The sequence below is a fragment of the Vibrio sp. GLN_1 genome (assembly GCF_043106015.1).
GTDB lineage: Bacteria > Pseudomonadota > Gammaproteobacteria > Enterobacterales > Vibrionaceae > Vibrio > Vibrio parahaemolyticus.
This window is the reverse complement of the sequence record NZ_JBICMD010000014.1, coordinates 251,088-275,023: the sequence shown is the minus strand read 5'-3', so window position 1 is coordinate 275,023 and position 23,936 is coordinate 251,088. Positions and strand designations below refer to the sequence as shown.

The 23,936-nt window shown below is 44.6% G+C and carries 20 protein-coding genes; 11 read left to right on the top strand and 9 right to left on the bottom strand.

What is annotated here, in order from left to right; genetic code table 11:
* Positions 1-96 precede the first annotated feature (96 nt).
* The 6 genes from ACF8OV_RS06180 to pheT all read left to right on the top strand — a co-directional run bounded on the left by ACF8OV_RS06180 (position 97) and on the right by pheT (position 9,492).
* On the top strand, positions 97-2,475 hold the full coding sequence (locus ACF8OV_RS06180; protein ID WP_203502731.1) for an RND family transporter: 2,379 nt from the start codon (positions 97-99) through the stop codon (positions 2,473-2,475).
* Between the two features lie 24 nt (positions 2,476-2,499).
* Entirely contained in the window at positions 2,500-3,291 is a 792-nt protein-coding gene (locus tag ACF8OV_RS06175; protein ID WP_031855915.1) for an outer membrane lipoprotein-sorting protein, read from the top strand.
* Positions 3,292-3,306: 15 nt separating this feature from the next.
* Entirely contained in the window at positions 3,307-4,479 is a 1,173-nt protein-coding gene (locus ACF8OV_RS06170) for a hypothetical protein (protein ID WP_203502936.1), read from the top strand.
* Positions 4,480-4,653: 174 nt separating this feature from the next.
* Positions 4,654-5,799 (top strand): GGDEF domain-containing protein, encoded by a 1,146-nt coding sequence (locus tag ACF8OV_RS06165; protein ID WP_025505207.1) that lies wholly within the window; start codon positions 4,654-4,656, stop codon positions 5,797-5,799.
* 285 nt (positions 5,800-6,084) lie between these two features.
* On the top strand, positions 6,085-7,068 hold the full coding sequence (gene pheS / locus ACF8OV_RS06160) for a phenylalanine--tRNA ligase subunit alpha (protein ID WP_005385470.1): 984 nt from the start codon (positions 6,085-6,087) through the stop codon (positions 7,066-7,068).
* A gap of 18 nt (positions 7,069-7,086) precedes the next feature.
* The gene (gene pheT, locus ACF8OV_RS06155) at positions 7,087-9,492 is read left to right on the top strand and encodes a phenylalanine--tRNA ligase subunit beta (protein ID WP_045587713.1); all 2,406 of its coding nucleotides are present in this window, start codon (positions 7,087-7,089) and stop codon (positions 9,490-9,492) included.
* Between the two features lie 182 nt (positions 9,493-9,674).
* Here the strand turns inward: pheT and ACF8OV_RS06150 are convergent, their stop codons facing one another.
* Complete coding sequence (locus tag ACF8OV_RS06150; RefSeq protein WP_203502724.1) at positions 9,675-10,553, bottom strand: AEC family transporter; 879 nt, start codon at positions 10,551-10,553, stop codon at positions 9,675-9,677.
* A gap of 546 nt (positions 10,554-11,099) precedes the next feature.
* On the opposite strand from ACF8OV_RS06150, the gene ihfA reads away from it, so the two are divergent.
* The gene (gene ihfA, locus ACF8OV_RS06145; RefSeq protein ID WP_005462650.1) at positions 11,100-11,396 is read left to right on the top strand and encodes an integration host factor subunit alpha; all 297 of its coding nucleotides are present in this window, start codon (positions 11,100-11,102) and stop codon (positions 11,394-11,396) included.
* Between the two features lie 119 nt (positions 11,397-11,515).
* Here ihfA and ACF8OV_RS06140 read toward each other — a convergent pair whose 3' ends face one another.
* Positions 11,516-12,289: a phosphoribosylglycinamide formyltransferase gene (locus tag ACF8OV_RS06140; protein WP_193239765.1), complete on the bottom strand. Its 774-nt coding sequence runs from the start codon at positions 12,287-12,289 to the stop codon at positions 11,516-11,518.
* Between the two features lie 317 nt (positions 12,290-12,606).
* Between ACF8OV_RS06140 and ACF8OV_RS06135 the strand changes: the two genes are divergently transcribed.
* Positions 12,607-13,257 carry a thiopurine S-methyltransferase gene (locus ACF8OV_RS06135; RefSeq protein ID WP_005480776.1) on the top strand — a complete coding sequence of 217 codons (651 nt, stop codon included), beginning with the start codon at positions 12,607-12,609 and terminating at the stop codon, positions 13,255-13,257.
* Between the two features lie 101 nt (positions 13,258-13,358).
* On the opposite strand, the gene purT is transcribed toward ACF8OV_RS06135, so the two are convergent.
* The 7 genes from purT to ACF8OV_RS06100 all read right to left on the bottom strand — a co-directional run bounded on the left by purT (position 13,359) and on the right by ACF8OV_RS06100 (position 20,881).
* On the bottom strand, positions 13,359-14,534 hold the full coding sequence (purT, locus tag ACF8OV_RS06130; RefSeq protein WP_203502722.1) for a formate-dependent phosphoribosylglycinamide formyltransferase: 1,176 nt from the start codon (positions 14,532-14,534) through the stop codon (positions 13,359-13,361).
* Between the two features lie 147 nt (positions 14,535-14,681).
* Entirely contained in the window at positions 14,682-15,569 is an 888-nt protein-coding gene (gene cdd / locus ACF8OV_RS06125) for a cytidine deaminase (protein WP_015296604.1), read from the bottom strand.
* A 364-nt stretch (positions 15,570-15,933) separates the two neighbouring features.
* A complete protein-coding gene (locus tag ACF8OV_RS06120; RefSeq protein WP_005454891.1) occupies positions 15,934-16,611 on the bottom strand; it encodes an LrgB family protein in 678 nt (225 codons plus the stop codon).
* 1 nt (position 16,612) lies between these two features.
* On the bottom strand, positions 16,613-16,987 hold the full coding sequence (locus tag ACF8OV_RS06115) for a CidA/LrgA family protein (protein ID WP_005455074.1): 375 nt from the start codon (positions 16,985-16,987) through the stop codon (positions 16,613-16,615).
* Between the two features lie 55 nt (positions 16,988-17,042).
* On the bottom strand, positions 17,043-18,464 hold the full coding sequence (gene sbcB, locus ACF8OV_RS06110) for an exodeoxyribonuclease I (RefSeq protein ID WP_317676145.1): 1,422 nt from the start codon (positions 18,462-18,464) through the stop codon (positions 17,043-17,045).
* A gap of 155 nt (positions 18,465-18,619) precedes the next feature.
* Positions 18,620-19,993, bottom strand: a complete 1,374-nt coding sequence (locus ACF8OV_RS06105; RefSeq protein ID WP_317676146.1) for an L-cystine transporter — start codon at positions 19,991-19,993, stop codon at positions 18,620-18,622.
* Between the two features lie 192 nt (positions 19,994-20,185).
* Positions 20,186-20,881 carry an NAD(P)H-binding protein gene (locus tag ACF8OV_RS06100; protein ID WP_317676147.1) on the bottom strand — a complete coding sequence of 232 codons (696 nt, stop codon included), beginning with the start codon at positions 20,879-20,881 and terminating at the stop codon, positions 20,186-20,188.
* 683 nt (positions 20,882-21,564) lie between these two features.
* On the opposite strand from ACF8OV_RS06100, the gene cobT reads away from it, so the two are divergent.
* From cobT to cobU, 3 genes are read left to right on the top strand one after another with little or no spacing between them, the layout of a single operon-like run.
* On the top strand, positions 21,565-22,608 hold the full coding sequence (gene cobT, locus ACF8OV_RS06095) for a nicotinate-nucleotide--dimethylbenzimidazole phosphoribosyltransferase (RefSeq protein WP_317676148.1): 1,044 nt from the start codon (positions 21,565-21,567) through the stop codon (positions 22,606-22,608).
* A 44-nt stretch (positions 22,609-22,652) separates the two neighbouring features.
* Positions 22,653-23,405, top strand: coding sequence for an adenosylcobinamide-GDP ribazoletransferase (locus ACF8OV_RS06090; RefSeq protein WP_317676186.1), 753 nt, complete (start codon positions 22,653-22,655; stop codon positions 23,403-23,405).
* Positions 23,402-23,935, top strand: coding sequence for a bifunctional adenosylcobinamide kinase/adenosylcobinamide-phosphate guanylyltransferase (cobU, locus tag ACF8OV_RS06085; RefSeq protein ID WP_317676149.1), 534 nt, complete (start codon positions 23,402-23,404; stop codon positions 23,933-23,935). Before ACF8OV_RS06090 ends, cobU begins: the two co-directional genes overlap by 4 nt.
* The last annotated feature ends 1 nt before the right edge of the window (position 23,936 follow it).

Genomic DNA, 23,936 nt, shown 5'->3' with positions numbered 1-23,936 from the left:
AGAGAGGCATTTGAAAAGTTACGTAAAAACTAGAAAACAGCGCTGGCTGATTTTTTTAGTTTTTAAATTTGACGAAACGTCACAAAGGAGAGTGTGATGCCACACCGTAAAGCTCAGCAACACCAAGGAATTGGTTTGGGGAAGATACCCACCAAATACAGTTTGCTCGTTCTACTAGCAACTATTTTCTTGATTACTGTCGCTACAATAGGAGGTAAAAACCTGTATTTCAGAGGAGATTACGACATTTTCTTTGATGGTACTAACAAGCAACTGCTTGCGTTTGATGAAATCCAAACCACGTTCGCAAAAACGGACAACCTTGCCATCGTCATCGCGCCTGAAGATGGCGACATTTTTACCCCGCAGACCTTGTCTCTTATCCAGAAAATAACAGTCGACGCTTGGCAAGTCCCATACTCGAGCCGTGTTGACTCTATCGCTAACTATCAACACACAGAAGCCTCTGATGATGATCTGTTGGTTGAAGATCTTCTATACAGTGAATACGAACTGACCCCAGAACGAATTTCCAAGGTCAAAAGCATTGCACTCAGCGAACCTGTTTTAAAAAGCGCATTGGTGTCAGAGAAAGGTGATGTCACCGTGGTGAATATTACTGTCCAGTTGCCCGAGATGGATAAGACCGCAGAAGTGGAGGAGGTGGTGTCGAGTATCAATGCCATGATTGACCGCTACCAACGTGCGTATCCTGACGTGACTTTTCATAAAGCGGGCATTATTGCTATGAACCACGCTTTTATGACTGCTGCGCAAGATGACAGCTCGACATTAGTGCCAACCATGCTCGTTGTGATTTTGGTCTTTTTGACTATCATGCTGCGTTCCATTCTAAGTGTGATAGCGACGCTGATTGTCATCATTGGTTCTGTGATGGCGACCATGGGCATTTCTGGTTGGGCTGGAATGTTCTTAAGCACTGCGACGGTAAACGTTCCAACGTTGATCATGACGCTTGCGGTTGCTGACTGTGTTCATGTGATTGCGACCATGCGTCAATCAATGAAAAACGGGTTCACGAAAGTGCAGTCAATCGAGCGCAGTATCGCTTTGAATTTCGTGCCTATTCTGATTACATCCGTAACAACCGCGATTGGCTTCTTGATGATGAATATGTCCGATTCTCCTGTCCTGCGAGACTTCGGTAACTTGTCTGCATTAGGTGTTATGGTCGCCTGTTTTCTTTCCGTTACCTTGTTGCCGGCGTTGCTCAAGTTGCTACCTATCCACGTAAAAATGGAAACGTCACAAGACCAAAAACATGTCATGGATCGCTTAGGTGACTTTGTGGTTTCGCAACGAAGAGCCTTGTTGCCACTTTCGGTTGCTGTCATTGTCGTGTGCGCGAGTCTTATCCCACTTAACAAGGTGAATGACGAATCGGTAGAGTACTTTGGTCAACGTAACGCGTTTCGTCAGGCTGCTGATTTTATGGAAGAGCGAATCAGCGGTATGACCAACATCAGCATTGCGATTAAAACCAACGAGTCTCAAGGTATTGCCGCTCCTGATTTTCTTAACACGATAGGTGAGTTTTCTAGTTGGCTACGAGACCAACCTGAAACAGACCATGTGGCGACATTGGCAGATGTTTATAAGCGTCTCAACAAGAACATGCATGGTGATGATGAGGCGTATTACTTGCTCCCTCAAGAGCGAGAGCTCGCAGCGCAATATCTACTGCTTTACGAAATGTCTTTGCCGTACGGCCTAGACCTCAATAATCAAATTAACGTCGATAAATCCTCGATAAAAATGGTGTTGACCGTGGCAAACCTCGGCAGTGTGGAACTGGTCGATTTAGAAAACAGAATCTATCAATGGTTTGCAGAGCATGCCCCTCAGTATCAAGTGGTTGCATCAAGCCCGTCATTAATGTTCGCCCATATTGGAGAGACGAATATGGCGAGCATGCTGTCCACTTTACCGATCACGCTTGTTTTAATTTCTGCCTTGCTGATTTTTGCACTTCGCTCCGTGAGATTAGGGCTAATTAGTTTGATGCCCAATATTGCGCCAGCGGTCATTGGCTTTGGTTTGTGGGCACTGATATCGGGTGAAATCAACCTCGGCTTATCCGTTGTTGTGACATTGACGCTTGGGATTGTGGTCGATGATGCCGTTCACTTCCTTTCCAAATATCAAAGAGCGCGCCGCGAGGGGCAAACTGCAGAGCAAGCCGTTCGTTACGCGTTTCATACCGTTGGCCGCGCACTGTGGATCACTACGGTGGTTTTAGTGGCAGGTTTTTCTGTATTGGCAATGTCTAGCTTCAGGCTGAATGCGGATATGGGGCAGCTCAGCGCCATTGTTATCTTCATCGCTTTGGTTGTGGACTTCTTATTCCTCCCAACCTTACTAATGCTATTCGATAAAAAAGCGTACTTACAAGAAAGTCCGTCTGATAACGCGCGTTTGAAAGAGTCGTCTACCATCACGGCAACTCAGTCATAACTCAGAATTAAAAGGAATTGAACCATGAAAAAAATGAACCACGTATTACAAGTTTTGATGTTGTCGGTTTCGCTAGTTGCATCGCCATTCACTTATGCGAATGAAGAAAAAGGGCTGGAAATTGCTCAGGAGCGAAAAGCAAGAGATGAAGGTTGGGGCGACTCTATCGCAACCATGGAGATGATTTTAAAGAACGCACAAGGTGAAAGCAGTACGCGTCTTATGCGATTGAAATCTCTCGAAGTTGAAGGGGATGGCGACAAAGGGCTGACCATTTTTGACCAGCCTCGGGATGTCACGGGCACGGCTTTTCTCAACCATTCTCATACCATTGGTGCGGATGACCAATGGTTGTATTTACCTGCCTTAAAGCGAGTAAAGCGAATTTCGTCACGTAATAAGTCGGGCCCGTTTATGGGAAGCGAGTTTGCGTATGAAGACTTGAGTTCATTTGAAATCGAAAAATACCGCTTTAACCACCTCAAGGATGAGAAGTTTAACGGGCAAGACGTATTCGTTCTAGAGCAAATCCCAACGGACGAGAACTCCGGTTATACCAAGCAGGTAGTATGGCTTGACAAGGCGCATTATCGTCCTCTCAAAGTCGAGTTTTACGACCGAAAAGGCGCGTTATTGAAAACTCTAACTTTCGCTAATTATAAGCAGTACCTCGATAGATATTGGCGTGCACATACCATGGCAATGACGAATCACCAAACTGGCAAAAGTACAGAATTGAACACTAGCGATTTGCGCTTTCAAACAGGGTTGGAAGAGAATGACTTCAACAAAAACGTGCTCAAGCGAGTTAAATAAGGGAGTAGTATGCATATGGGCAAAGGAGTAAACCAACTTGGCGGAATACTCGCGATGTTGGTAACGCCCTCGCTGTTCGCATTTGAGCTTGCGGGGCAATTGAATGTTGAGCATCGACAATTTCTCTCTCAAGGGCTGCAAGGGCAGAGTAAAGGCCAAAGCTCTGTTGTAGTTCAGCCTGAACTTTACTGGGACTTCCAAAGCGGAGAGAGTAGCTTCACCTTCACACCGTTTTTTCGAGTCGATAGCCTCGATGATGAAAGAACCCACGGTGACATTAGAGAAGCGCTTTTTCTCACGTATTGGGATGATTACGAGCTTAGAGTTGGGATCAGTAAAGTGTTTTGGGGCGTCACCGAGTCCGCGCATCTGGTTGATGTTGTGAACCAAACAGATGCCGTGGAAGCGGTTGATGGCGAAGATAAACTGGGTCAGCCAATGGTACATTTTACGGCGATTAAAGATTGGGGCGCTTTTCATGCCATGGTACTTCCTTATTTTCGGGAGCGTACTTTTGCTGGTCAAGACGGACGTTTACGTACGGAGCCTGTTATTTCTGACAACGCTATTTATGAATCGAGTAGGGAAGAGAAACACATTGATGTGGCATTTCGATATTCCAAAATGCTAGGTGATTGGGATATTGGTTTGAGCTATTTGTATGGGACCAATCGAGATCCCTATTTTCGATTCGAGCAAGGTGAACTCAAACCATATTATGCGCTGATGAGTCATGTCGGTATTGATGTTCAAGGCATTGTCGGAGATTGGTTATGGAAGCTTGAAAGTGTATATCGAGATAGTTATGACCATCATGTTGGCGTGGTGACGGGTTTCGAATATACCATCGTCGGCGCTTTTGATACGGTTTGGGATGTCGGCCTTATTGGAGAGTACCTCTATGACAGTCGGGGAAATAACGCACAGAACATTGGTCAAAATGATGTGTTTGCAGGTGTCCGCTTTGCCTTAAATGATGAGGATGGAACTGAAATTCTCACTGGGATTACGCAAGATTTGGATAACTCAGATGTTTATAACGCAAAGTTAGAAGCCTCTAGCAGAATATCGAACCATCTGAAGTGGCAAGTTGATGCGTGGTTATTTAAAAATGATACGCCGACAGACTTACTTTATTTTGCTCGATACGACGATTTTATTGAACTCTCTATACAGTATTATTTTTAGATTGGCTGAATTGCTTAGCGAAAATAATCCATCATGGAGATCTTTGTCATTATTTTGACTACTCAGTGAGGCGTTAGAAAACTTTTATCGTTACTATTCCCTATATTTATTGTGGTATTTCAGGTTGCGGCATGGTGACTTGATATAGACTCGTTGATATTGGGAGTAGTAACGTTGAATTCATTTCGTTGGGACATCTATTTTGAAACAGGAATCGAAGATGTTGACGATCAACACCAGTATCTCGTTGAGTTTATTAATAAGTACGGCAAACTTTTGACGCGAAACACGATTTCTATAGCGGATATTCAGAGCGCGTTATTTGAACTCTCTCGTTACGCCGAATTTCACTTCAAAGAAGAGGAAAATTTAATGAGAGAAGTGGGGATTCATCACGAGCATCTCCAAAAGCATATTCAAGTACATCGCACTTTTATGGGCGATATTGTCAGCATGCAGAGTTTTATTAACGAAGATAATCGGCAATCAGCGGAGCAGTTGTTGGATTTTCTCATTCATTGGTTGGCGTACCACATTCTTGGCATCGATCAAAATATGGCGAAACAGATCAAAGCCATCGAACGAGGCGTTTCTCCTTTAGAAGCTTATCGCGAACAAGAGCAACAAGCTAACGCGTCTACCGAGCCATTACTAGAAGCACTCAATGCGCTGTTTTCTCAAGTGTCCGAACGTAATCGTGATCTCTTAAAACTCAATTTGGAATTAGAAGAAAAAGTAGAAGCAAGAACGAACCAGTTGTTAACGGCAAATAAGCAGCTGGAAGCGCTGTCATTAACGGACTCATTAACTCAACTTCCTAATCGACGCAGTGCAATCAAAACGTTGAAAAAGCTTTGGGATGACACGGAGCACAAAACACTGCCTTTGGTTTGTATCATGATTGATGCGGATTATTTTAAACAAGTCAATGATACGTGTGGGCATGAGGCCGGAGACTTGGTGTTAATCGAGCTTGCACAGGCACTTAAATATCATTTTCGTAGCGATGATATCGTGTGCAGATTGGGAGGTGATGAGTTCTTTGTTATTTGTCCAGACACAGGATTGGACGGCGGGTTATATGTTGCGGAAATGGTAAGAAAACAGGTGTCTCAAATGCTCGTTCCAACGTGTTATGAACCGTGGAGAGGGAGCATCAGTGTTGGTGTTGCAGAACGAACAGAAAACATGAGTACGTACACCGATTTGATTCGCGCAGCCGATGAATCCGTTTATTTAGCGAAGCAAGAAGGTAAAAATAGAGTTCGGGCTGTTCAAAAGTACGTAACGCAAGAGCCGGTTTCTGTCCGACAAAACTAATCAGTTCAGAATGATTTGAATGGTGAGATTCTGCTACCAAGTTAATGCATTTTCCCCTTCTATGTTTGTAAGCTTATTTATGAAACTGGTGCTTGTTACACAAGCGCTCGCACACTGTTAAGTTCGATAACAGTGCTTTTTTTACGTTTTTGTGTTCTTTTTATTCAATAACCTCTTCTTTTCATAATTCAATTTGGCATTGGTGTCTGGTTTGGCTACTATGTACAGCTATCAAAAAACCAATCACTCCCTTATGGACACTACCAACAGGTAGATGAGGAAACGATGCAACATCTAGAAGAGATCATTGCTAGCGCGAGCACTGCAATTGAAGCTGCCGAATCGCTAGTCGCACTTGATGAAGTGCGTGTTCAGTATCTGGGTAAAAAAGGTGAGCTAACTGCTCAACTTCAAAGCCTAGGTAAACTACCACCAGAAGAGCGCCGTGAAGCTGGTCAAGAGATCAACAAAGCGAAAGGCGTAGTTCAGCAAGCTATCGCAGCTCGTAAAGACGCACTACAACGTGCAGAGCTTGAAGCGAAACTAGCAGCAGAAACAATCGACGTAACACTGCCAGGTCGTCGTATTGAAAACGGTGGTTTACACCCAGTAACTCGTACTGTAGAGCGTATCGAGAAGTTCTTTGGCGAACTTGGTTTTAACACCGAAGCAGGCCCAGAGATCGAAGATGCATTCCACAACTTCGATGCGCTAAACATCGCCGCTGATCACCCAGCGCGTACTGACCACGATACTTTCTTCTTCAATCCAGATTTGATGCTTCGTACTCATACGTCAGGCGTACAGATCCGTACGATGGAAAATGGTAAACCACCATTCCGTTTCATCGCACCGGGCCGTGTATACCGTAACGACTACGACCAAACTCATACCCCAATGTTCCACCAAGTGGAAGGTATGCTGGTTGATGAGAACGTAAACTTTGCTCAGCTGAAAGGCATTCTGCACGATTTCCTATGTAACTTCTTCGAAGAAGAAGTAGAAGTACGTTTCCGTCCATCTTACTTCCCATTCACTGAGCCTTCAGCAGAAGTAGACGTGAAAGGCAAAAACGGTAAATGGTTAGAAGTACTAGGCTGCGGTATGGTTCACCCGAACGTATTACGTAGCGTAGGCATCGATCCTGAAAAATACTCTGGTTTCGCATTCGGTATGGGTGTTGAGCGTCTAACAATGCTTCGTTACGGCGTGAACGACCTACGTGCGTTCTTCGAGAACGACCTTCGTTTCCTAAAACAGTTCAAGTAATCCAGAGGGTTCATCAACATGAAATTCAGCGAATCATGGCTTCGTGAGTGGGTAAACCCTGCGGTTACTACTGACGAGCTAACTCACCAAATTACAATGGCCGGCCTAGAGGTAGACGACGTTCTTCCTGTTGCTGGTTCTTTTACTGGCGTTAAAGTCGGTCACGTTGTTGAATGTGGTCAACACCCAGATGCAGACAAACTGCGCGTAACTAAAGTTGATGTTGGCGAAGAAGAGCTTCTAGACATCGTTTGTGGCGCGCACAACTGTCGCCAAGGTCTGAAAGTAGCAGTAGCAACAGTTGGTGCTGTTCTTCCTGGTGACTTCAAAATCAAAAAAGCGAAACTACGTGGCCAACCATCTCACGGCATGCTTTGTTCATTCACGGAACTAGGTATCGACGTTGAGTCAGACGGCATCATGGAGCTAGCAGAAGACGCAGTAATCGGTACCGATTTCCGTGAATTCCTAGGTCTAGACGACGTAACTGTAGACGTAGACCTAACAGCAAACCGCGCTGACTGTTTCAGCATTCGTGGTCTAGCTCGTGAAGTCGGCGTACTAAACCGCGCTGACGTGACTGAGCCATCAGTAGAAGCAGTAGCGACTTCAATCGAAGACAAAGTGTCTATCGAAGTGAAAGCGCCAGCTGCGTGTCCACGTTACCTAGGTCGCGTTGTTAAGAACGTAAACGTTCAAGCTGAAACACCACTATGGATGCAAGAGAAACTGCGTCGTTGTGGTATTCGCTCTATCGACCCTGTGGTAGATATCACTAACTACGTTCTTCTAGAGCAAGGCCAACCAATGCACGCATTCGATCTAGCGAAGATCGAAGGTGGCATCGTAGTTCGTATGGCTGAGCAAGGTGAGAAGCTAACACTTCTTGACGGCAGCGAAGCAGAACTAAACGCAGATACACTAGTAGTAGCGGACCACAGCAAAGCACTTGCAATCGCAGGTATCTTTGGTGGTGAAGAGTCTGGTGTAACAACTGAGACTAAAGACGTTCTACTTGAGTGTGCATTCTTCGCGCCTGACCACATCCGTGGTCGTGCACGTAGCTACGGTCTGCACACTGATTCTTCAATGCGTTTCGAGCGTGGTGTGGATTACGCACTACAAGTGAGCGCAATGGAGCGTGCAACTCAGCTTCTAGTTGAGATCTGTGGTGGTGAAGTAGCACCTGTTGTTGCAGTAGAGTCTGAAGCAGACCTACCTAAGCCAAACAAAGTTGCTCTACGTCGTACTAAACTAGACAACCTACTAGGTCACCACATCGCTGATGCTGACGTAGTAGAAATCCTAGAGCGCCTAGGTTTGACTGTTGAAGCTTCTGAAGAAGGTTGGGTGGCAGTAGCGCCAACATGGCGTTTCGATATCGCTATCGAGCAAGACCTGATTGAAGAAGTTGGCCGTATCTACGGTTACGACAACATTCCTAACCAAAACCCAGCAGCAGCACTTAAGATGCACAACCACGTTGAAGCGGATCTTCCACTGAAACGCGTTCGTGATCTTCTTGTTGACCGTGGTTATCACGAAGCAATCACATACAGCTTCGTTGAGCCTGAGCAGCAAAAGCTAGTTGTACCTGGTGTTGAGCCTCTAGTACTTCCAAACCCAATTTCTGCAGACATGTCAGCAATGCGTCTTGGTCTTATCCAAGGTCTGTTGAACACGGTTGTTCACAACCAGAAGCGTCAACAGCCACGCGTTCGTCTATTCGAATACGGCCTACGTTTCATCCCATGTGAATCTGCAGAAAACGGCATGCGCCAAGAGCCTATGCTAGCGGGTGTTATCGCTGGTACTCGCGGTGAAGAACATTGGGATATCGAAACTAACACGGTTGATTTCTTCGACCTTAAAGGCGACCTAGAAGCAGTTCTAGAACTGTCTGCTAACGAAAAAGCGTACTCTTTCGCTGCACTGTCACCTGAAAGCAAAAAAGCTAACCCAGCTCTTCACCCAGGTCAATCTGCGGCAATCATCGTAGATGGCAAAGAAGTGGGCGTGATCGGTACTGTTCACCCTGAGCTTGAGCGTAAGTTCGGTCTAAACGGTCGCACTATCGTATTCGAAATCGAATGGTCTGCAATCAACAGCAAAGTGATCCCAGAAGCGGTAGCGCTTTCTAAGTTCCCTTCAAACCGTCGTGATATCGCAGTAGTCGTGGACGAAGCTGTTGCATCTGGTGACATCGTTAACGCTTGTCTAGAGCAAGGTGGCGAGTTCCTTAAAGATGCGAAGCTGTTCGACGTTTACGTAGGTAAAGGCGTTGAAGAAGGTAAGAAGAGCCTAGCTATCGCTCTGACTCTACAGTCACTTGAGCGTACGCTTGAAGATGCAGACATCGCTGGTGCGGTTGATGCTATCGTTGCTCACGTATCTGAGAAGTTTGGTGCAGCTCTGCGCGACTAATTAACGCAGCGTAACAAACTGTTTAAGAGACTGAAAACCCTGCCAAGTTGGCAGGGTTTTTTTATGCCTATTCCACACATACAACCATAGATTGTGAAACAAGATTACATAGAAAGATTGTGTCGAAAATCCAAACCTTCAGGTTTGCCTACCAACAGCAACGATGGACTCTCAAGGTTCACTTACGCCAACGACAGCGTGTAACTTAGGAGCAATGGCAACGTCAATATGCTAAAGAAGTTCCCAAACAACACCATGGATGCCACTGTCATCGGTTCGATATTCAGTCGCTCTGCAAATAGATAATTCATGACCGCCGGAGGTAGCATGGTGAACAGCACCATCATTTGTAGTTGCATGGTTGGTAAAGGAATAAGCCAATAAATGATTGCAAACGCGATTGCGCCAGTCGTTAACGATTGAACGGTACACAAAACGCCAACTTTTAATCCATCCAGTCTTAGATGACACATTTGTGAGCCAAGAGAAAGCAGCATTACCGGAACAGCGGCTTGCCCTAGTAGTGCTGTTGCTTCATGCAACGGTGTCCACGCGCCAATACCTGATAAGTTCAAACATAATGCGAGCGATGCCGATAAGAAAATTGGCATCTTCATGATTTGTTTCAATGGATTCCCGTTACTTAACAACATCACACCTACGCTGATATGTAAGCAAGCTGATACTACAAACAGCAGTACAGCAGAAGAAAGGGCAACTTCGCCAAATGTATAAGTGAACAACGGTATCGCAAGGTTCCCGCTATTTCGAAACATATGAGGTGGAGCCCAAGCTTTAAATGTTAGCCCAGTGATTTTACAAAGCGGAATCATGAGTAACCCCGGAATTAAAACCGCAATGATGGCGGCTAAGAGTAGGGGGCCTTGTTCAGAGTCGAGCGGCATGCTCACTAATGAGGAAAACACCAGAGCTGGCGTGAATACATCGATATTAATTCGATTGATGGGGCGAAAATCAGGTTTGATATGGCGTCCGACTAGATAGCCCACACCGACAAGGGCGAACACAGGAAAAAGAATATTAATGATCTGATTAATCATGGTCGCCTTAGTGTATATGAGGTAGATGTGCGCTTAGTTGGTTAATCAACTAAGTGGTAATCACAGTATCAAACCTTTATGCATTGCGTCATGGTGAAACAATGAGAACCGTGGATTAAATCAAGCTTTCTCAAAGCACATTAGCTATATGGAGTGGTCGTACCTTTGAACTAATTGTTACGTATCAAGTTACATACAAATCACTGAAATACCGACAAGTTTTATGTCATGTGTCTGTAAAATAGCCAATCTCTGATATTTTTATTAAATAGTGATTAATGTTGTTTTGTTATTATTGTTTAGTCATATTGACTGGATATTTTTTGTAATTAAGCATTCACTAAACAAAAAATATTGAAATGTCGCTATTTAACAATAATTTATACATCGGCATTCCTTTTATTCGCAAAGAAAAAAGTTGGCGAAAATCATAAGCTTGTCATACACTTCCTGATGTAACCCCGATATGTTGTTGAATTGGTAGGGTAAAACTGCTCTGGCGCTACACTAGGTAGCATTGTTTAACATAGCTTTGAGGAAAGTTTTATGGCGCTCACAAAAGCCGAATTGGCAGAAAACCTGTTTGATAAATTAGGATTTAGTAAACGGGACGCCAAGGAAACGGTGGAAGTGTTCTTTGAAGAGATTCGTAAGGCACTGGAAAGTGGCGAACAGGTAAAACTGTCAGGTTTTGGTAACTTTGATCTTCGTGACAAGAATGAACGACCTGGTCGTAACCCGAAAACCGGTGAAGATATTCCAATTACTGCTCGACGTGTAGTTACGTTTCGCCCGGGCCAGAAGTTAAAAGCTCGTGTAGAAAATCTAAAAAAAGAACAGTAAAACCAATCAAATAGATCACGCTTAGTCGTGGTCTTTTGTTATGTATGAAATTTGATGTTTCATACAAACGAAAACCACCGCATTGCGGTGGTTTTGTTGTTTCTCAGGCTGCGTTTTGTTTACGCCGCTTCTAAATGCGTCGTTAAGTAAGGCTGCCATGCTTGTTGGTATAAGTTTTTCGCTTGGCTACGCATATTCTTAATGGAAGCCATTTCAATCTCGCTTAGATTTCGCTTTTCCATTGATGCTTGACGTTCAAGCTTTTGAATTTGCTCATACAGGTCGTGTTCAGGACCATTTTTTACATCCGCAATCGCTTTTAAGTGCAGCTGTACTTCTGCAATCAAATTCGTTTTTGGCAAACGGACTAACAAGTTCAGATCACGGTAGCCAGAAGGGCCAGGTTTCTTAAAGCGGTTTTTGACTTTAACGATAGTTGTTTCGCGCTCTAGCGTTTCGTAAATAGAGACCAAACTTGCCACATCTTCCGCCACAATAGTCGCACGAGCTAAGTCAGTAATGCGTTCTACTTGGCCATCCAGTTCATGTTTGATTTTTTCTTCGGCGCGATGTTTAGATTTTACGCCAGCGAAATATGGCTTAGCATCGTTGAGTAGAGCGGTACTTTTACAAATGGTTTCAAGCTCGAATTGGGCTTGATGCGCTTTGCTGTAAAGAATATCGAAATCTGAATAAGGCTGGGTTGGACGAGAGTCGATGGATTGGATTCCATACAAGCCGCTAAGGCTGTGTTTAAATAGCTTAGAACAAACCTCGTTTTGACTAGGGGAACGATTTTGTTCATTACTTGGGGCATTAGGAAGTGCGGCGAATGCCGGCGCACGGCTTAGTACCAAAAGCATCAATGCTGTAGTACGTAGAAATAAGCTCATTCACTCTCCTTAACTTGCTTGCACTTAGAAAATGGGAACATAAAAGTCGCTAAGACTGGGCAAATTAGGTACTAACTTATTTATGGGGACTTTCCGAAAGATCCCAAGGCTAAAAATTAACCTTTTGGAGGAATCGTGCGTTAGATCACCATTTCTCTCTTCTTTATTCTGCATAGAGAATAAAGAGTTTGTTCTCCAAGGAACGATGACATCCTATCATCGCAGTATTAACCAAAGATGAACGGCATAGACAAATTTAAAAAAATCATTAGTCTTACCCCACAAAACGAAAATCAGCCAACAAGTAGAAAGTAAGAATGAGAGATCAAGAATTTTGGCACAGTAAGTGGGCCAGTAATCAAATCGGTTTTCATTTGGAAGATGTGAACCCTCTATTGCCAGCGTACTGGCACCATGCGAATCCGAAACGTGAAGACAAAGTCTTGGTTCCTTTGTGTGGTAAGTCTGAAGATCTCGTTTGGTTAGCAACGAAACATGATTCTGTGGAAGGGGTTGAGCTGAGCCAAATAGCGGTGCGTTCTTTCTTTGCTGAACACTTTTATACACCAACTGTGACCCCAATTAGTGGTATGCACGAGTTGTATCAGTTTGATGAACTGTCGATTTATACTGGTGATTTCTTTACTGCTCCGGTTTCTCAAGCCGATATTGTTTATGATCGCGCTGCGTTGGTGGCTTTGCCGCAAGATATGCGAGAAGAGTACGTAGCGCGCTTGAAGCAGCTTTTGAATCCGGGCGGTCGTATTTTGCTTGTGACATTGAACTATCCGCAAGAGGAAATGGCTGGTCCTCCATTTAGTGTGCCATTGGAAGAAATTCAACAGTTGTTTGCAGGCTACAAGGTAACATGCTTAAACGTCGATCAAGCTGATGAACATCATCCAAAGATCGCGAAAAAGGGTTTAAGCCGTTTCTCTGAAGAAGTGTACTTAATTGAAGCTCAGTAAGACGATTTCCGTACTAGTGAGTTTATAAATAGAACTCGCAAATAAAAGAAAAGCGCAGCGATATAAAGCTGCGCTTTTTTGGATTGTTGAGAACTCAAAGATTAGTAAACGATTTTTACTTTCTTTGCGTTTTCGACCGCGTCTTGAACCGACTCTTCAATAGTTTTACGGCGAGTTAACACGACACCCAAACGACGACGACCATCGATTTCTGGTTTGCCAAATAAGCGCACTTGAGTTTGAGGTTGCGCTAAAGCCTTCGCAAGGTTGTCGAAACGAATGTCCGTTGATGCGCCTTGACCTAGGATCACCGCTGATGCAGAAGGGCCATACTGAACGATTTTGTTAATCGGCATTTCAGTAAATGCGCGAACATGAAGAGCAAACTCGGAAATCTCTTGAGAGATCATCGTAACCATGCCAGTGTCATGCGGACGAGGAGACACTTCATTGAAAATAACCTTGTCACCTTTAACAAAGAGCTCTACGCCGAAAATACCGTACCCACCTAAAGCGTTTACGACTTTCTCTGCCGTGTACTCTGCTGCTTTGATTGCATTTTCCGACATTGCTTGTGGCTGCCATGATTCACGGTAATCACCATCTTCTTGACGGTGGCCAATTGGCGCACAGAAGTGAACACCGTCCACTGCTCTAACGGTCAACAAAGTAATCTCGTAATCAAAATCGATAAAGCCTTCAACGATGACTCGACCTGCGCCAGTTCGGCCGCCTTCTTGTGCGTAGTCCCATGCTTTTTCAATATCGTCTTCCGTTTTGATGACACTCTGTCCCTTGCCAGATGAACTCATGACAGGTTTGACCACACATGGGATACCTACGTGCTCTACTGCGGCTTTAAAGTCATCGTAGTTGTCTGCAAATCGGTAAGGGGAGGTGGATAGGTCTAGTTCTTCTGCGGCTAAGCGACGAATACCTTCACGGTTCATTGTGAGCTTGGTCGCTTTCGCAGTTGGCACAACATTCAGGCCTTTCTCTTCAAGCTCGACAAGTTTATCGGTCGCGATAGCTTCTATTTCTGGAACAACGTAAGCTGGCTGCTCTTTGTTTATGATCTCTTCTAGAGCCTTACCATCTAACATATCAAGCACGTAGCTACGATGAGCGACTTGCATCGCAGGTGCGTCGGCATAACGGTCACAAGCAATCACTTCTAGACCTAGTCGTTGGCATTCAATTGCCACTTCTTTACCAAGCTCACCAGAGCCTAATAGTAATACACGGGTAGCATTTGCGCTGGTTGCAGTACCGAACATAGTGTTCCCTTACAAAATAAAGTGATGAGACAGAAATTGCAGGGGATCATACTGATTTTTCATTGTGAAGCAAACGTTTGCTTGTGGTTTTTTGCCAATAAAAAAGCTCTACATGTTGTAGAGCTTTTAATGACATATTAGTGAATTTTATACGTTAACAAAACTGACTGGAATATCTGGGTTTAACGCTTCTAACGTAGACTGTGTGTCTGCTAGGTGACTGATTTTCCCCTTAGAGTTTTCCACTAGAGCGGCAGCCTTAATGCTGTCGAAGGTTTCGCCTGCCAACAACACTTGAATCAGTGCTACTTGTAGCGGTGGAAGGCTTGGGTTAAATGCGGCGTTTTCTGCATAAGCACCTTTAAACACACGACCGTTCGCGAGCTCTAATGCCAAACCACTGAGGTTATTGGTATACGGCGCATGGCTCATGTTCATCGCTTCGACGGCTTGTTGAATCAATGCGTCTTCATCATCACACACAAATTGGTGTTTTACTTCGGCCATCAAACCAGACTCAATACCAAGGTCTGCTGGACCGAAAGCTTCTGGTAAGTATTCATGTAATGACTTTTCGTCGCGCTCAGGTAGCTGAACTTTCAACTCTTTAGCAGTCGACAGTTCGTTCATAAACTGGCGGCAGTGACCACAAGGGCTAAAGTTGATGGTGATGTCTTTGACACCGTGTTCGCCTTTCATCCAAGCGTGGCTAATTGCAGATTGTTCTGCGTGAACAGTTTGGCCTAACTGAACACCAAAGAACTCCATGTTTGCACCAAAGTACAGACGGCCAGACAAGCCGCGAACAATTGCACCAACATAGAACTCAGAAATAGGAGCGTAAGAATATGCAGCGGCAAAAGGAAGTAGAGCAACACGCAGCTCTTTATCTGATAGGCTGGTAGCTGAAAGCAATTGCTCAAACTGCTGCGCTGAAAGAGTAGCATCAAAATCGTCGGCTAGGACGATAGGAGCAAGTTGTTTTGAAAGTGCTTCAGGAGCGCTTGCTAGCGCCTGTTCAATGCGACTTTTCATGTTGAATCCTTGTTATTGCATGGACAGTTATTCTATGCAAAGGAGAGAAATGTTCCGTGCTTTGGATCACGTTAAATAATGCAATTGATATTTCTGTTACATAATTAGAGTGAGCTCACACATGTATTCGATTGCAATCGTGTTGAGCGTTAACTTCGTCTCATAAATAACTATATCAATGGATATTCATATACCCAAGTAATGAAAATATGCTAGCAGCGAAAGATAGTGTTTAGTTATGAATCTTGTTGGGACACGTTAGATGGGAAGCGTGCTTTGTAGCGAAAATCGTTTTCAACAGCGTACTACGATGAGAAAAGGAAAGTGACGGCCTGTCGGAAGGAGGACAAACCGTCACAATGACTTATTGATATAGCCAGACTGCTAAACCAAAAAAGCTCGGAGCGAGAATGGAAGTGATGATGCCGCATAGCACCAACGCTAACGATGAAAATGCAGCGTCGCCAGGTTGTTTCTCTGCGCAAGTTGCAGTACCAAGCGCGTGCGATACTGTGCCCATCGTCAAACCGCGAGCAATTGGATGCTTAATGCCGATTAGGTTGTAGATTGGGTACGCCAAAATAGCGCCAAGAAGACCTACGATCAGTACTAAGATTGCAGCGACTGCCGCTTCGCCACCAAGGTGGCTTGAGATTTCCATTGCAATCGGAGTGGTCACTGACTTACCTACTAGGCTCGCGATTAAACTGATGTCAGCTTTAAATGCAACGGCGATGAGGGTTGTGGTTGCCATTGACATAATACTACCGAGCGTACAAGCAAACGTGATGATTCGCCAGTTGGCTTTGATTTGAGGGAGTTGCTCGTACAAAGGGTAAGCCAACGCTACAACAGCTGGTTGTAGTAAAAAGCTGATGCCTTCGTTGTCGGCGTAGTATGTCTCAAACGGTACATTGAGGTACGTTAATAAAGGAATCAGTACTGCAATACTTATCAACAAAGGGTTTGCAAGTGGGCTGTTGATCTTAATTGCGATTTGGCGAGCAATCAGGAAAACGACAATAGTGACAATTAACCACATATTAATGTTTCTCCTTTAGCAAGTAGTCCAGTAGCCAAGCGAGGCTGACCAAGACAATGAGTGAACCACCGACTGCACTAGCTATGATTGGCAATGCATTCGCAAGTAGCATATCGAAGTGCTGCATGAGTCCCACACTGATTGGGACAAAGAGTAAGATCATGTAGCGAATGAATAGCGTTGCGCCCGGTTTGACCCAATCCACTTTGACAAGGCCAAGTGTCATGGAGAAAAACAGTACAAGCATACCGATGACACTTCCGGGAACAGAAACGCCAGTGAATTTTTGAATAGTAATTCCGATTCCAAGTGCTCCCATGATGAGGAAGAGGGAGATGAGCAGTTGGATCAGTTGTAAGAATCGATCTTTTATCATTTTGACAGCATATAAACGACAAGCACACCATAAGGTGCGCTTGGATAAGTAGAAATTAGGAGGCTAGGCTCTCTACATAACGGTAAACGGATTTTAATATTGCAATCTTCTTTTCGTCACTTTCATGTTCGTGAACTAAGTTTTCTAAATTCAGCATATACTCTTCGATTTGGCTTTCAAATACCTCTCGGCAATGAAGTGCCCAGCGTCGTTGCTCTTGCTCATCGAGAGTGCTTGGGAAGTTACGAGCACGGTATCTGAATAGCAGCGGTTTGATGCGTTTATCGTCAAACTCGATATCTAAGGCAGCAAGATTGTTTGGATCGGTTTCGCGGATAATATCCATCGCTGCACGGTCAGCTGGAGAGAAGAACCCATCGTAAAGTTGAGTGTCCACATCATCGCTTTTTTCAAATTGACGTTCGATAGAGAACAAGCCGATTAGTTTTTCTCGAATCTCAGGGTGCTGGCGAAGTAGTGCCAAATTATCGAGACACTTCTGACGATCAATACCGATGTTTTCTGCGTTTTCCGCCGTCAACGTTTTCGCTGGTGCTAAAATAGGGCACTTATTGAGGTGAACCAGTTTCACCGGTACGGGTAGTAGGTCGCCGAGGTCTTCACGCTTGGTGTAGAGACGTTCGTGCAACTCTTCGGTTGAAAGTTCAAGAATTGGCTGCGGATCTTTGGCTAAATCAATCGTAATAACCGCGTTGTTATTCGTTGGATGCCACGCGACAGGCACAATCCAGCTGGTGTATTGGCATTCGCGACCTAACATGCCTGAGACATGCATCAGCGGTGTCATGTTTACAATATCAACCAGTTCATTCAGCTTACGTTTGTGGCGCATAGAGAAGAAGTAATCGAACAGTTTTGGCTGTGCGGCTTTGACTTTCTTTGCCATCTCAATCGTTGCGATAACGTCAGCCATCGCGTCGTGCGCATTACTGTGCTCAATGCCATTTTTAACCGATAAATGTTCTAACTTGAAACTGGTGAAGCCGTCTTCATTCTCGGGCCATTCTACGCCTTCAGGACGCAACGCATGGCATGCACGCAATACATCGAGCAAGTCCCAACGCGAGTTGCCGTTTTGCCAGCTCCACGCGTATGGATCGACAAAGTTGCGGTAACAGGTGTAACGCGTCACTTCGTCATCAAAACGAATGCTGTTGTAGCCTAGGCTGGTGGTTTTGGGTTTCGATAACTCGGCGTGAATCTTAGCAATGAACTCAGGCTCGGATAGACCCTCTTGCATCGCCTTTTGCGGCGTAATACCCGTAATTAATGCGGCTTCCGGAGAAGGTAGATAATCAGCAGGAAGCTGGCAGTACATCACCAGAGGTTCGCCGATGATATTGAAGTTTTCATCTGTGCGAACACCAGCAAATTGGCTTGGACGATCTTTCGCGGGATTTGTACCCCAAGTCTCGTAGTCAAAGAAGAAAAAAGTGGGCTGATTATCTTGGTGCATTCTGCTTACCGTTTACGGAACCGATAAGAGTATTAGACCATTCAACGCCTTGACTAGCAACGAAAGATGCAAGGTGAAGTTGTGAAAATGAAAAAGCCGATGGCGAACCATCGGCTTGAAGTTTTGCATTTGTCTGCTTAGGCAGCAAATAAGGATTAGGCTTTCGTTTCTTCAAGAGCCGTTTCAGCTTCTGAGGACTTCAACACTCGGCTTGCAATGGTGCCTGCCGTCATTGAGCCAGAAACGTTCAGCGCAGTACGAGCCATATCAATCAGAGGTTCAATTGAGATCAAAAGTGCAGCGATCGTTACAGGCAAGCCCATTGCTGGAAGAACAATCAATGCCGCAAATGTTGCACCGCCACCAACGCCCGCAATACCAAACGAGCTGATAGTAATGATCGCAATCAGAGAAAGAATGAAGTTTACGTCTAGTGGGTTAATACCCATTGTTGGGGCAACCATCACAGCTAGCATCGCAGGGTAGATACCCGCACAACCATTCTGACCAATTGTTGCACCGAAAGAAGCAGATAGGTTCGCGATCGCTGGTGGCACATTGAGCTTGGTCACTTGCGCTTCAATATTCAATGGGATGGTTGCCGCCGAACTGCGAGAAGTGAACGCAAACGTCAATACAGGCCAAATTTTCTTGAAGTATTCAACAGGGCTAACGCCAACGAATGAAACCAAAATGCCGTGCACAACAAACATCAAACCAATAGCGACGTATGACGCGACGATAAAACCAAGTAGGTTTAGGATGTCGGATGCATTTGAGGTTGCAACCACTTTCGCCATCAATGCAGCAATACCGTAAGGTGTAAGCGCCATGATCATTTTTACTAAGCGCATAACGATAGATTGAGCCGCTTCAACAAACGTGCGAATTGGTGATTCCAATTCCTCTTTTTCCATCATTACTTTGCGAGCTGCAATACCAGTTAGTACACCAAAAATGACAACAGCAATGATTGAGGTTGAGCGTGCTCCCGTTAAGTCTGCAAATGGGTTTGTCGGAATAAAGCTTACTAGCATTTGTGGAATGGTTAGATCGCTTACTGTACCCGCTCGGCTTTCAAGAACCGCAATTCGAGCCGTTTCACGAGCGCCTTCAGTTAGCCCTTCCGCTGACAGACCAAACGCAGAAGTAACAAGAATACCGATCAAAGCCGAAACTGCTGTGGTGACTAGCAACACAGAAATCGTCAGACCAGAGATTTTGCCAAGTGATCCGCCTTTCTCCAGTTTTACTACCGCAGAAATCATCGAAACCAACACAAGTGGCATGATCACCATTTTTAGCAAGCCGACATAGCCGCTACCAACAATACCAACCCATTCTAGTGTTTTCGAAATGACGTCGCTGCCTTCACCGTGAATAAGCTGAAGAGCCAAGCCAAAAAGAGAGCCAGTAACAAGACCAATTAAAACGAGACGAGAAAGGGTGTTCTGTTTTTGTTGCTGGGTAAAAAGAAAGAATAATATGCCTATAAACACGGCAAGAGAGGCTATCACTGCAAAATCCATAATCTGACCTTATCAATCTGGCGTGAAACGCCGACTGTTTTTTATACGGGGTTATATACTGATGCCGTAAGATAACGCTCAGAATATAACTTTAAAAATGACAAACAGGTATTAGATAGATCTAAAATGAATATAAAAATGAGAGATAAATCTCGTGAACTTACTGTTTAGCGTGATTTTTAAGCAAAATGACTAGTCATAATGATGCAGTAGGTCGAGCATTTCTTTTCTTTGTAGATAAACAACCGAATTTTCCTGATAACTGTAAACTTGATAAATCATCGCTTTGGCCACTTCTTCGGCTTTAATCGGCAGAAAGTTAGACAATTTCCCTATCATAAGTGGGCGAATGACTTTGAATAAAGCTTGAACAAGCTTTTCATCACTTCGCGGGTGATCGCGTTCACCAACTAAAGGGCCTGGACGCACAAACACCACTTCATCAAATCCCATTTTTTCAATGTTCTGCTCCATTTGTCCTTTGCAAGCAAGATAGTGAGAAGGAGAGGAACGGTTGGCACCTAAACTAGACACCACCGCAAGGCGTTTTACGCCGACCATTTTCATTTGCTGTGCGACCGAAGTGACCAGTTCGACATCTACTTTACGTAGGTTTTCTTTACTGCCTGCTTGCTTGAGAGTCATGCCCAAACAAATGAAACCTATATCGGGCGTTGTTTGATTTTCATTCCATTGATGAATAGTGAGCTCTGCATCAATGATTGGAATGATTTTGTTTGTTGGGTCATAAATGTCTTTAAGTGGGCGTCTGGAGAGGGAGTACAAATGAGAAATACCTGACTGAGCAATGAGGTTTTCGACCACTTTGCTGCCGACTAACCCAGTTGCGCCAGCGATGATTACGCAAGTGTTAACATCGTTTGTCATTGTATGCTTCCTCTTTAGAGAACAAGTGCTTAGGCATTAGTAGCTTATGCCAACACGCTGAAAGAGCAAGAATAAGCCGCAACTCACCATCAAATTTGTGCAGTGGCGAGCTCGATATCGCATGTTAAAAAAAGACCCGTTATTTACGGGTCTTAGGCTCAGGAGAGTGATAAGGGAATTGAGCGCCGGGTTTTGCGCTGCGGTTTGGGCTTGCTTCTCTTAGCAGGGCGACGACTTTGATTGGCAAACATAATTCTCTCTCCATTTTATTGGGACAAGTTAATTCAAGCATTTGTTGTGCCAATCGTTGAGTTTATTAGGTGTTAGACATGTTATAAATGCTTGTTTTTAGTTACTTTGGTTTGTTTTTTGGTTATAGATTTCAATGGTTTGCTTGGTTGTATGGGCTTGGTTTTTTGTGCCGGATATCCAGGTGATATGTATTCGTATCACTTTTCTATTTATGTAAAAACAGCCACCTAGAATCATATTCTTGTCAATATGATAGTCAGAATGCTAAAAACATCAGCAAAAAGAGAAAATCAGATGAAATAGAATGAAAGAGGCGTACACTTATTCTCTCATTCGTCGTCAGCCTTTTATCTTGTCTCGTCGTAATGCATACGCAACTGTAGACAACGTTTCTATCGAACGAACACCAATTACTTGAAGGAATACCAAACATGGATTGCTCTTTTTCCGCAGATATTCAAACGCGCATCGATAACAAAACCAAACCCTTAGGTGCTCTAGGGTTGCTAGAAAAAGTCGCATTGCAATTAGCGTTGATTCAAAGCCAAGATCAAGCACAAGCCGTTGAAGAGATTGTTATTCGCAAGCCAACGATGTTGGTGTTTGCTGGCGATCATGGTGTTGCGAAGGAAGGCATTAGCATCGCACCGAGTGAAGTTACCCAGCAAATGGTTGCAAACTTCCTTGCTGGAGGTGCGGCAATTAACTGCTTTTGCGATGTAAACCAAATCGAATTCAAAGTGATTGACTGCGGTATGCTTGCGCCAATCGAAGCCATGGTTCCTGAGTTTAAATCTCATCCGAATTTAATTGAGCAGCGTTTAGGAAATGGCACTGCCAATTTTTCAAAGCAAGCGGCGATGTCTTCTGAACAAGTGGCGCTTGGTTTGGAATATGGTGCAAGAGTGGCGCAAAGCACCATCTATTCAGGATCTAACTTACTGATGTTTGGCGAGATGGGTATTGGAAATACCAGCTCGGCTTCCGCATTATTGGCGGCACTCAGCCCGCTTGAGGTAAACCACTGTGTTGGTCTTGGTACGGGCATCAACTCAGAGCAGTTGAGCCGAAAGTTAAAGTTGGTTGCTCAAGGGGTAAGTCATTGTCGAGGTCTAGACGCCAAAGCCGTATTATCGCAAGTTGGTGGATTTGAAATCGTACAGATGGTTGGGGCGTTCCTTGAGGCGAAGCGTTTGAAAACGCCAGTGCTTGTCGATGGTTTTATTGTCTCTGTCGCGGCGTATGTTGCCACGTTACTAGACGAAGAAACACGTGACTACATGCTGTTTGCACATCGCTCAGAAGAAAACGGACACAAGTTTGTGTTGGAGTCATTAAAAGCCGAACCTTTGCTGGATTTAGGGCTCCGCCTCGGTGAAGGAACAGGTGCTGCGTTGGCATTGCCGCTATTGAAGGCCGCTGCACAGTTCTATAATAAAATGGCCAGTTTTGAGAGTGCGGGAGTAACGGTTTAGTGTCTGAGTCAAAAAGTTCAAGACAAGCAACGCTACGCTATCAAATGGAGCTATTCCTCTTGGCTGTGAGCTTTTTTAGCCGCTTGCCTGTACCGAGTGACTTACCTTACAGCGAAGAGCGTATGAACCAAGCCGGGCGATATTTTGCCTTGGTTGGTGTGATTCTTGGTGTGCTTTGCGCGCTTGTGTTCTGCTTCACTCAACTTATTTTCCCTGATTCTGTTGCTATTGTATTAACCATGGCGTTCAGCCTGTTGCTCACCGGTGCTTTTCACGAAGATGGTTTGACTGATATGGCGGATGGCATTGGCGGCGGTATGACGGTTGAGCGTCGTCTTTCTATCATGAAGGACAGCCGCATCGGGACTTATGGTGCCGCAACATTAGTGATGGCGTTGTTGGCTAAGTTTGTCCTTTGGAGCGAGTTGGTGCATTTGCCTGATTTTTGGCTCGTTATTGTTGTGGCCTACACCACGAGTCGTGCCCTCGCTGCAACGCTAATTTACGACATGCCTTATGTGAGTGACAGTGACACCTCGAAAAGCAAGCCGCTTGCGAACAAGCAGTCCTCGTCTGAAGTTGCCATTTTGCTGTTTACTGCGGGCGTGGTTTCGCTCTTTCTCGGGGTAATGCAGACATCATTTATCGTCATCGTTTTGTTTGCATTTCGATTTGCATTCAAACGTTGGCTGACTAAGCGCATTGGCGGTTTTACTGGCGATTGCTTAGGTGCAGCGCAGCAGCTTTCTGAACTCTTGGTTTACCTTACTCTAATCGCGTTTTATCAAAATATATGAAGCAGTTAATTCTCGGTGGTGCTCGTTCAGGAAAGTCGAAACTTGCTGAACAAACCGCAAGACAGTTATCCAAAAAGCAGAACAAGTCATTACATTATGTCGCTACTGCGTTGCCATTTGATGATGAGATGCGAGAGCGGATTAAGCATCATCAAGCTCAACGTGGGGAAGGGTGGCATGAACACGAATGCCACCTTCGACTTCCTGATTTACTTGCTCATTTTGATGCTAATGACGTTGTATTGGTTGATTGCTTAACGTTGTGGCTGAACAACTGGATTTTTGAGCTAGGTGAAGTCTGCAGTAACGAGTCATTAGAACAAGAGATAGAAAAGCTCATTCAAGCGGTTGAAAATTCTCGCGCGACACTGATTTTTGTCTCTAACGAGGTGGGAATGGGTATCGTGCCGCTGGGTGCTGTGAGCCGCTATTTTGTTGATAATGCAGGGCGCATGAATCAACAACTTGCTCAAGTATGCTCTCGAGTAACGTTTGTTGCGGCAGGGTTGCCATTGGTTCTTAAAGAATAGG

Coding starts and splice junctions, on each gene's coding strand:
- ACF8OV_RS06180 (WP_203502731.1), top strand. CDS start 97: ATGCCACACCGTAAAGCTCAGCAACACCAAGGAATTGGTTTGGGGAAG.
- ACF8OV_RS06175 (WP_031855915.1), top strand. CDS start 2,500: ATGAAAAAAATGAACCACGTATTACAAGTTTTGATGTTGTCGGTTTCG.
- ACF8OV_RS06170 (WP_203502936.1), top strand. CDS start 3,307: ATGGGCAAAGGAGTAAACCAACTTGGCGGAATACTCGCGATGTTGGTA.
- pheS (WP_005385470.1), top strand. CDS start 6,085: ATGCAACATCTAGAAGAGATCATTGCTAGCGCGAGCACTGCAATTGAA.
- pheT (WP_045587713.1), top strand. CDS start 7,087: ATGAAATTCAGCGAATCATGGCTTCGTGAGTGGGTAAACCCTGCGGTT.
- ACF8OV_RS06150 (WP_203502724.1), bottom strand. CDS start 10,553: ATGATTAATCAGATCATTAATATTCTTTTTCCTGTGTTCGCCCTTGTC.
- ihfA (WP_005462650.1), top strand. CDS start 11,100: ATGGCGCTCACAAAAGCCGAATTGGCAGAAAACCTGTTTGATAAATTA.
- ACF8OV_RS06140 (WP_193239765.1), bottom strand. CDS start 12,289: ATGAGCTTATTTCTACGTACTACAGCATTGATGCTTTTGGTACTAAGC.
- ACF8OV_RS06135 (WP_005480776.1), top strand. CDS start 12,607: ATGAGAGATCAAGAATTTTGGCACAGTAAGTGGGCCAGTAATCAAATC.
- purT (WP_203502722.1), bottom strand. CDS start 14,534: ATGTTCGGTACTGCAACCAGCGCAAATGCTACCCGTGTATTACTATTA.
- cdd (WP_015296604.1), bottom strand. CDS start 15,569: ATGAAAAGTCGCATTGAACAGGCGCTAGCAAGCGCTCCTGAAGCACTT.
- ACF8OV_RS06120 (WP_005454891.1), bottom strand. CDS start 16,611: ATGTGGTTAATTGTCACTATTGTCGTTTTCCTGATTGCTCGCCAAATC.
- ACF8OV_RS06115 (WP_005455074.1), bottom strand. CDS start 16,987: ATGATAAAAGATCGATTCTTACAACTGATCCAACTGCTCATCTCCCTC.
- sbcB (WP_317676145.1), bottom strand. CDS start 18,464: ATGCACCAAGATAATCAGCCCACTTTTTTCTTCTTTGACTACGAGACT.
- ACF8OV_RS06105 (WP_317676146.1), bottom strand. CDS start 19,993: ATGGATTTTGCAGTGATAGCCTCTCTTGCCGTGTTTATAGGCATATTA.
- ACF8OV_RS06100 (WP_317676147.1), bottom strand. CDS start 20,881: ATGACAAACGATGTTAACACTTGCGTAATCATCGCTGGCGCAACTGGG.
- cobT (WP_317676148.1), top strand. CDS start 21,565: ATGGATTGCTCTTTTTCCGCAGATATTCAAACGCGCATCGATAACAAA.
- ACF8OV_RS06090 (WP_317676186.1), top strand. CDS start 22,653: ATGGAGCTATTCCTCTTGGCTGTGAGCTTTTTTAGCCGCTTGCCTGTA.
- cobU (WP_317676149.1), top strand. CDS start 23,402: ATGAAGCAGTTAATTCTCGGTGGTGCTCGTTCAGGAAAGTCGAAACTT.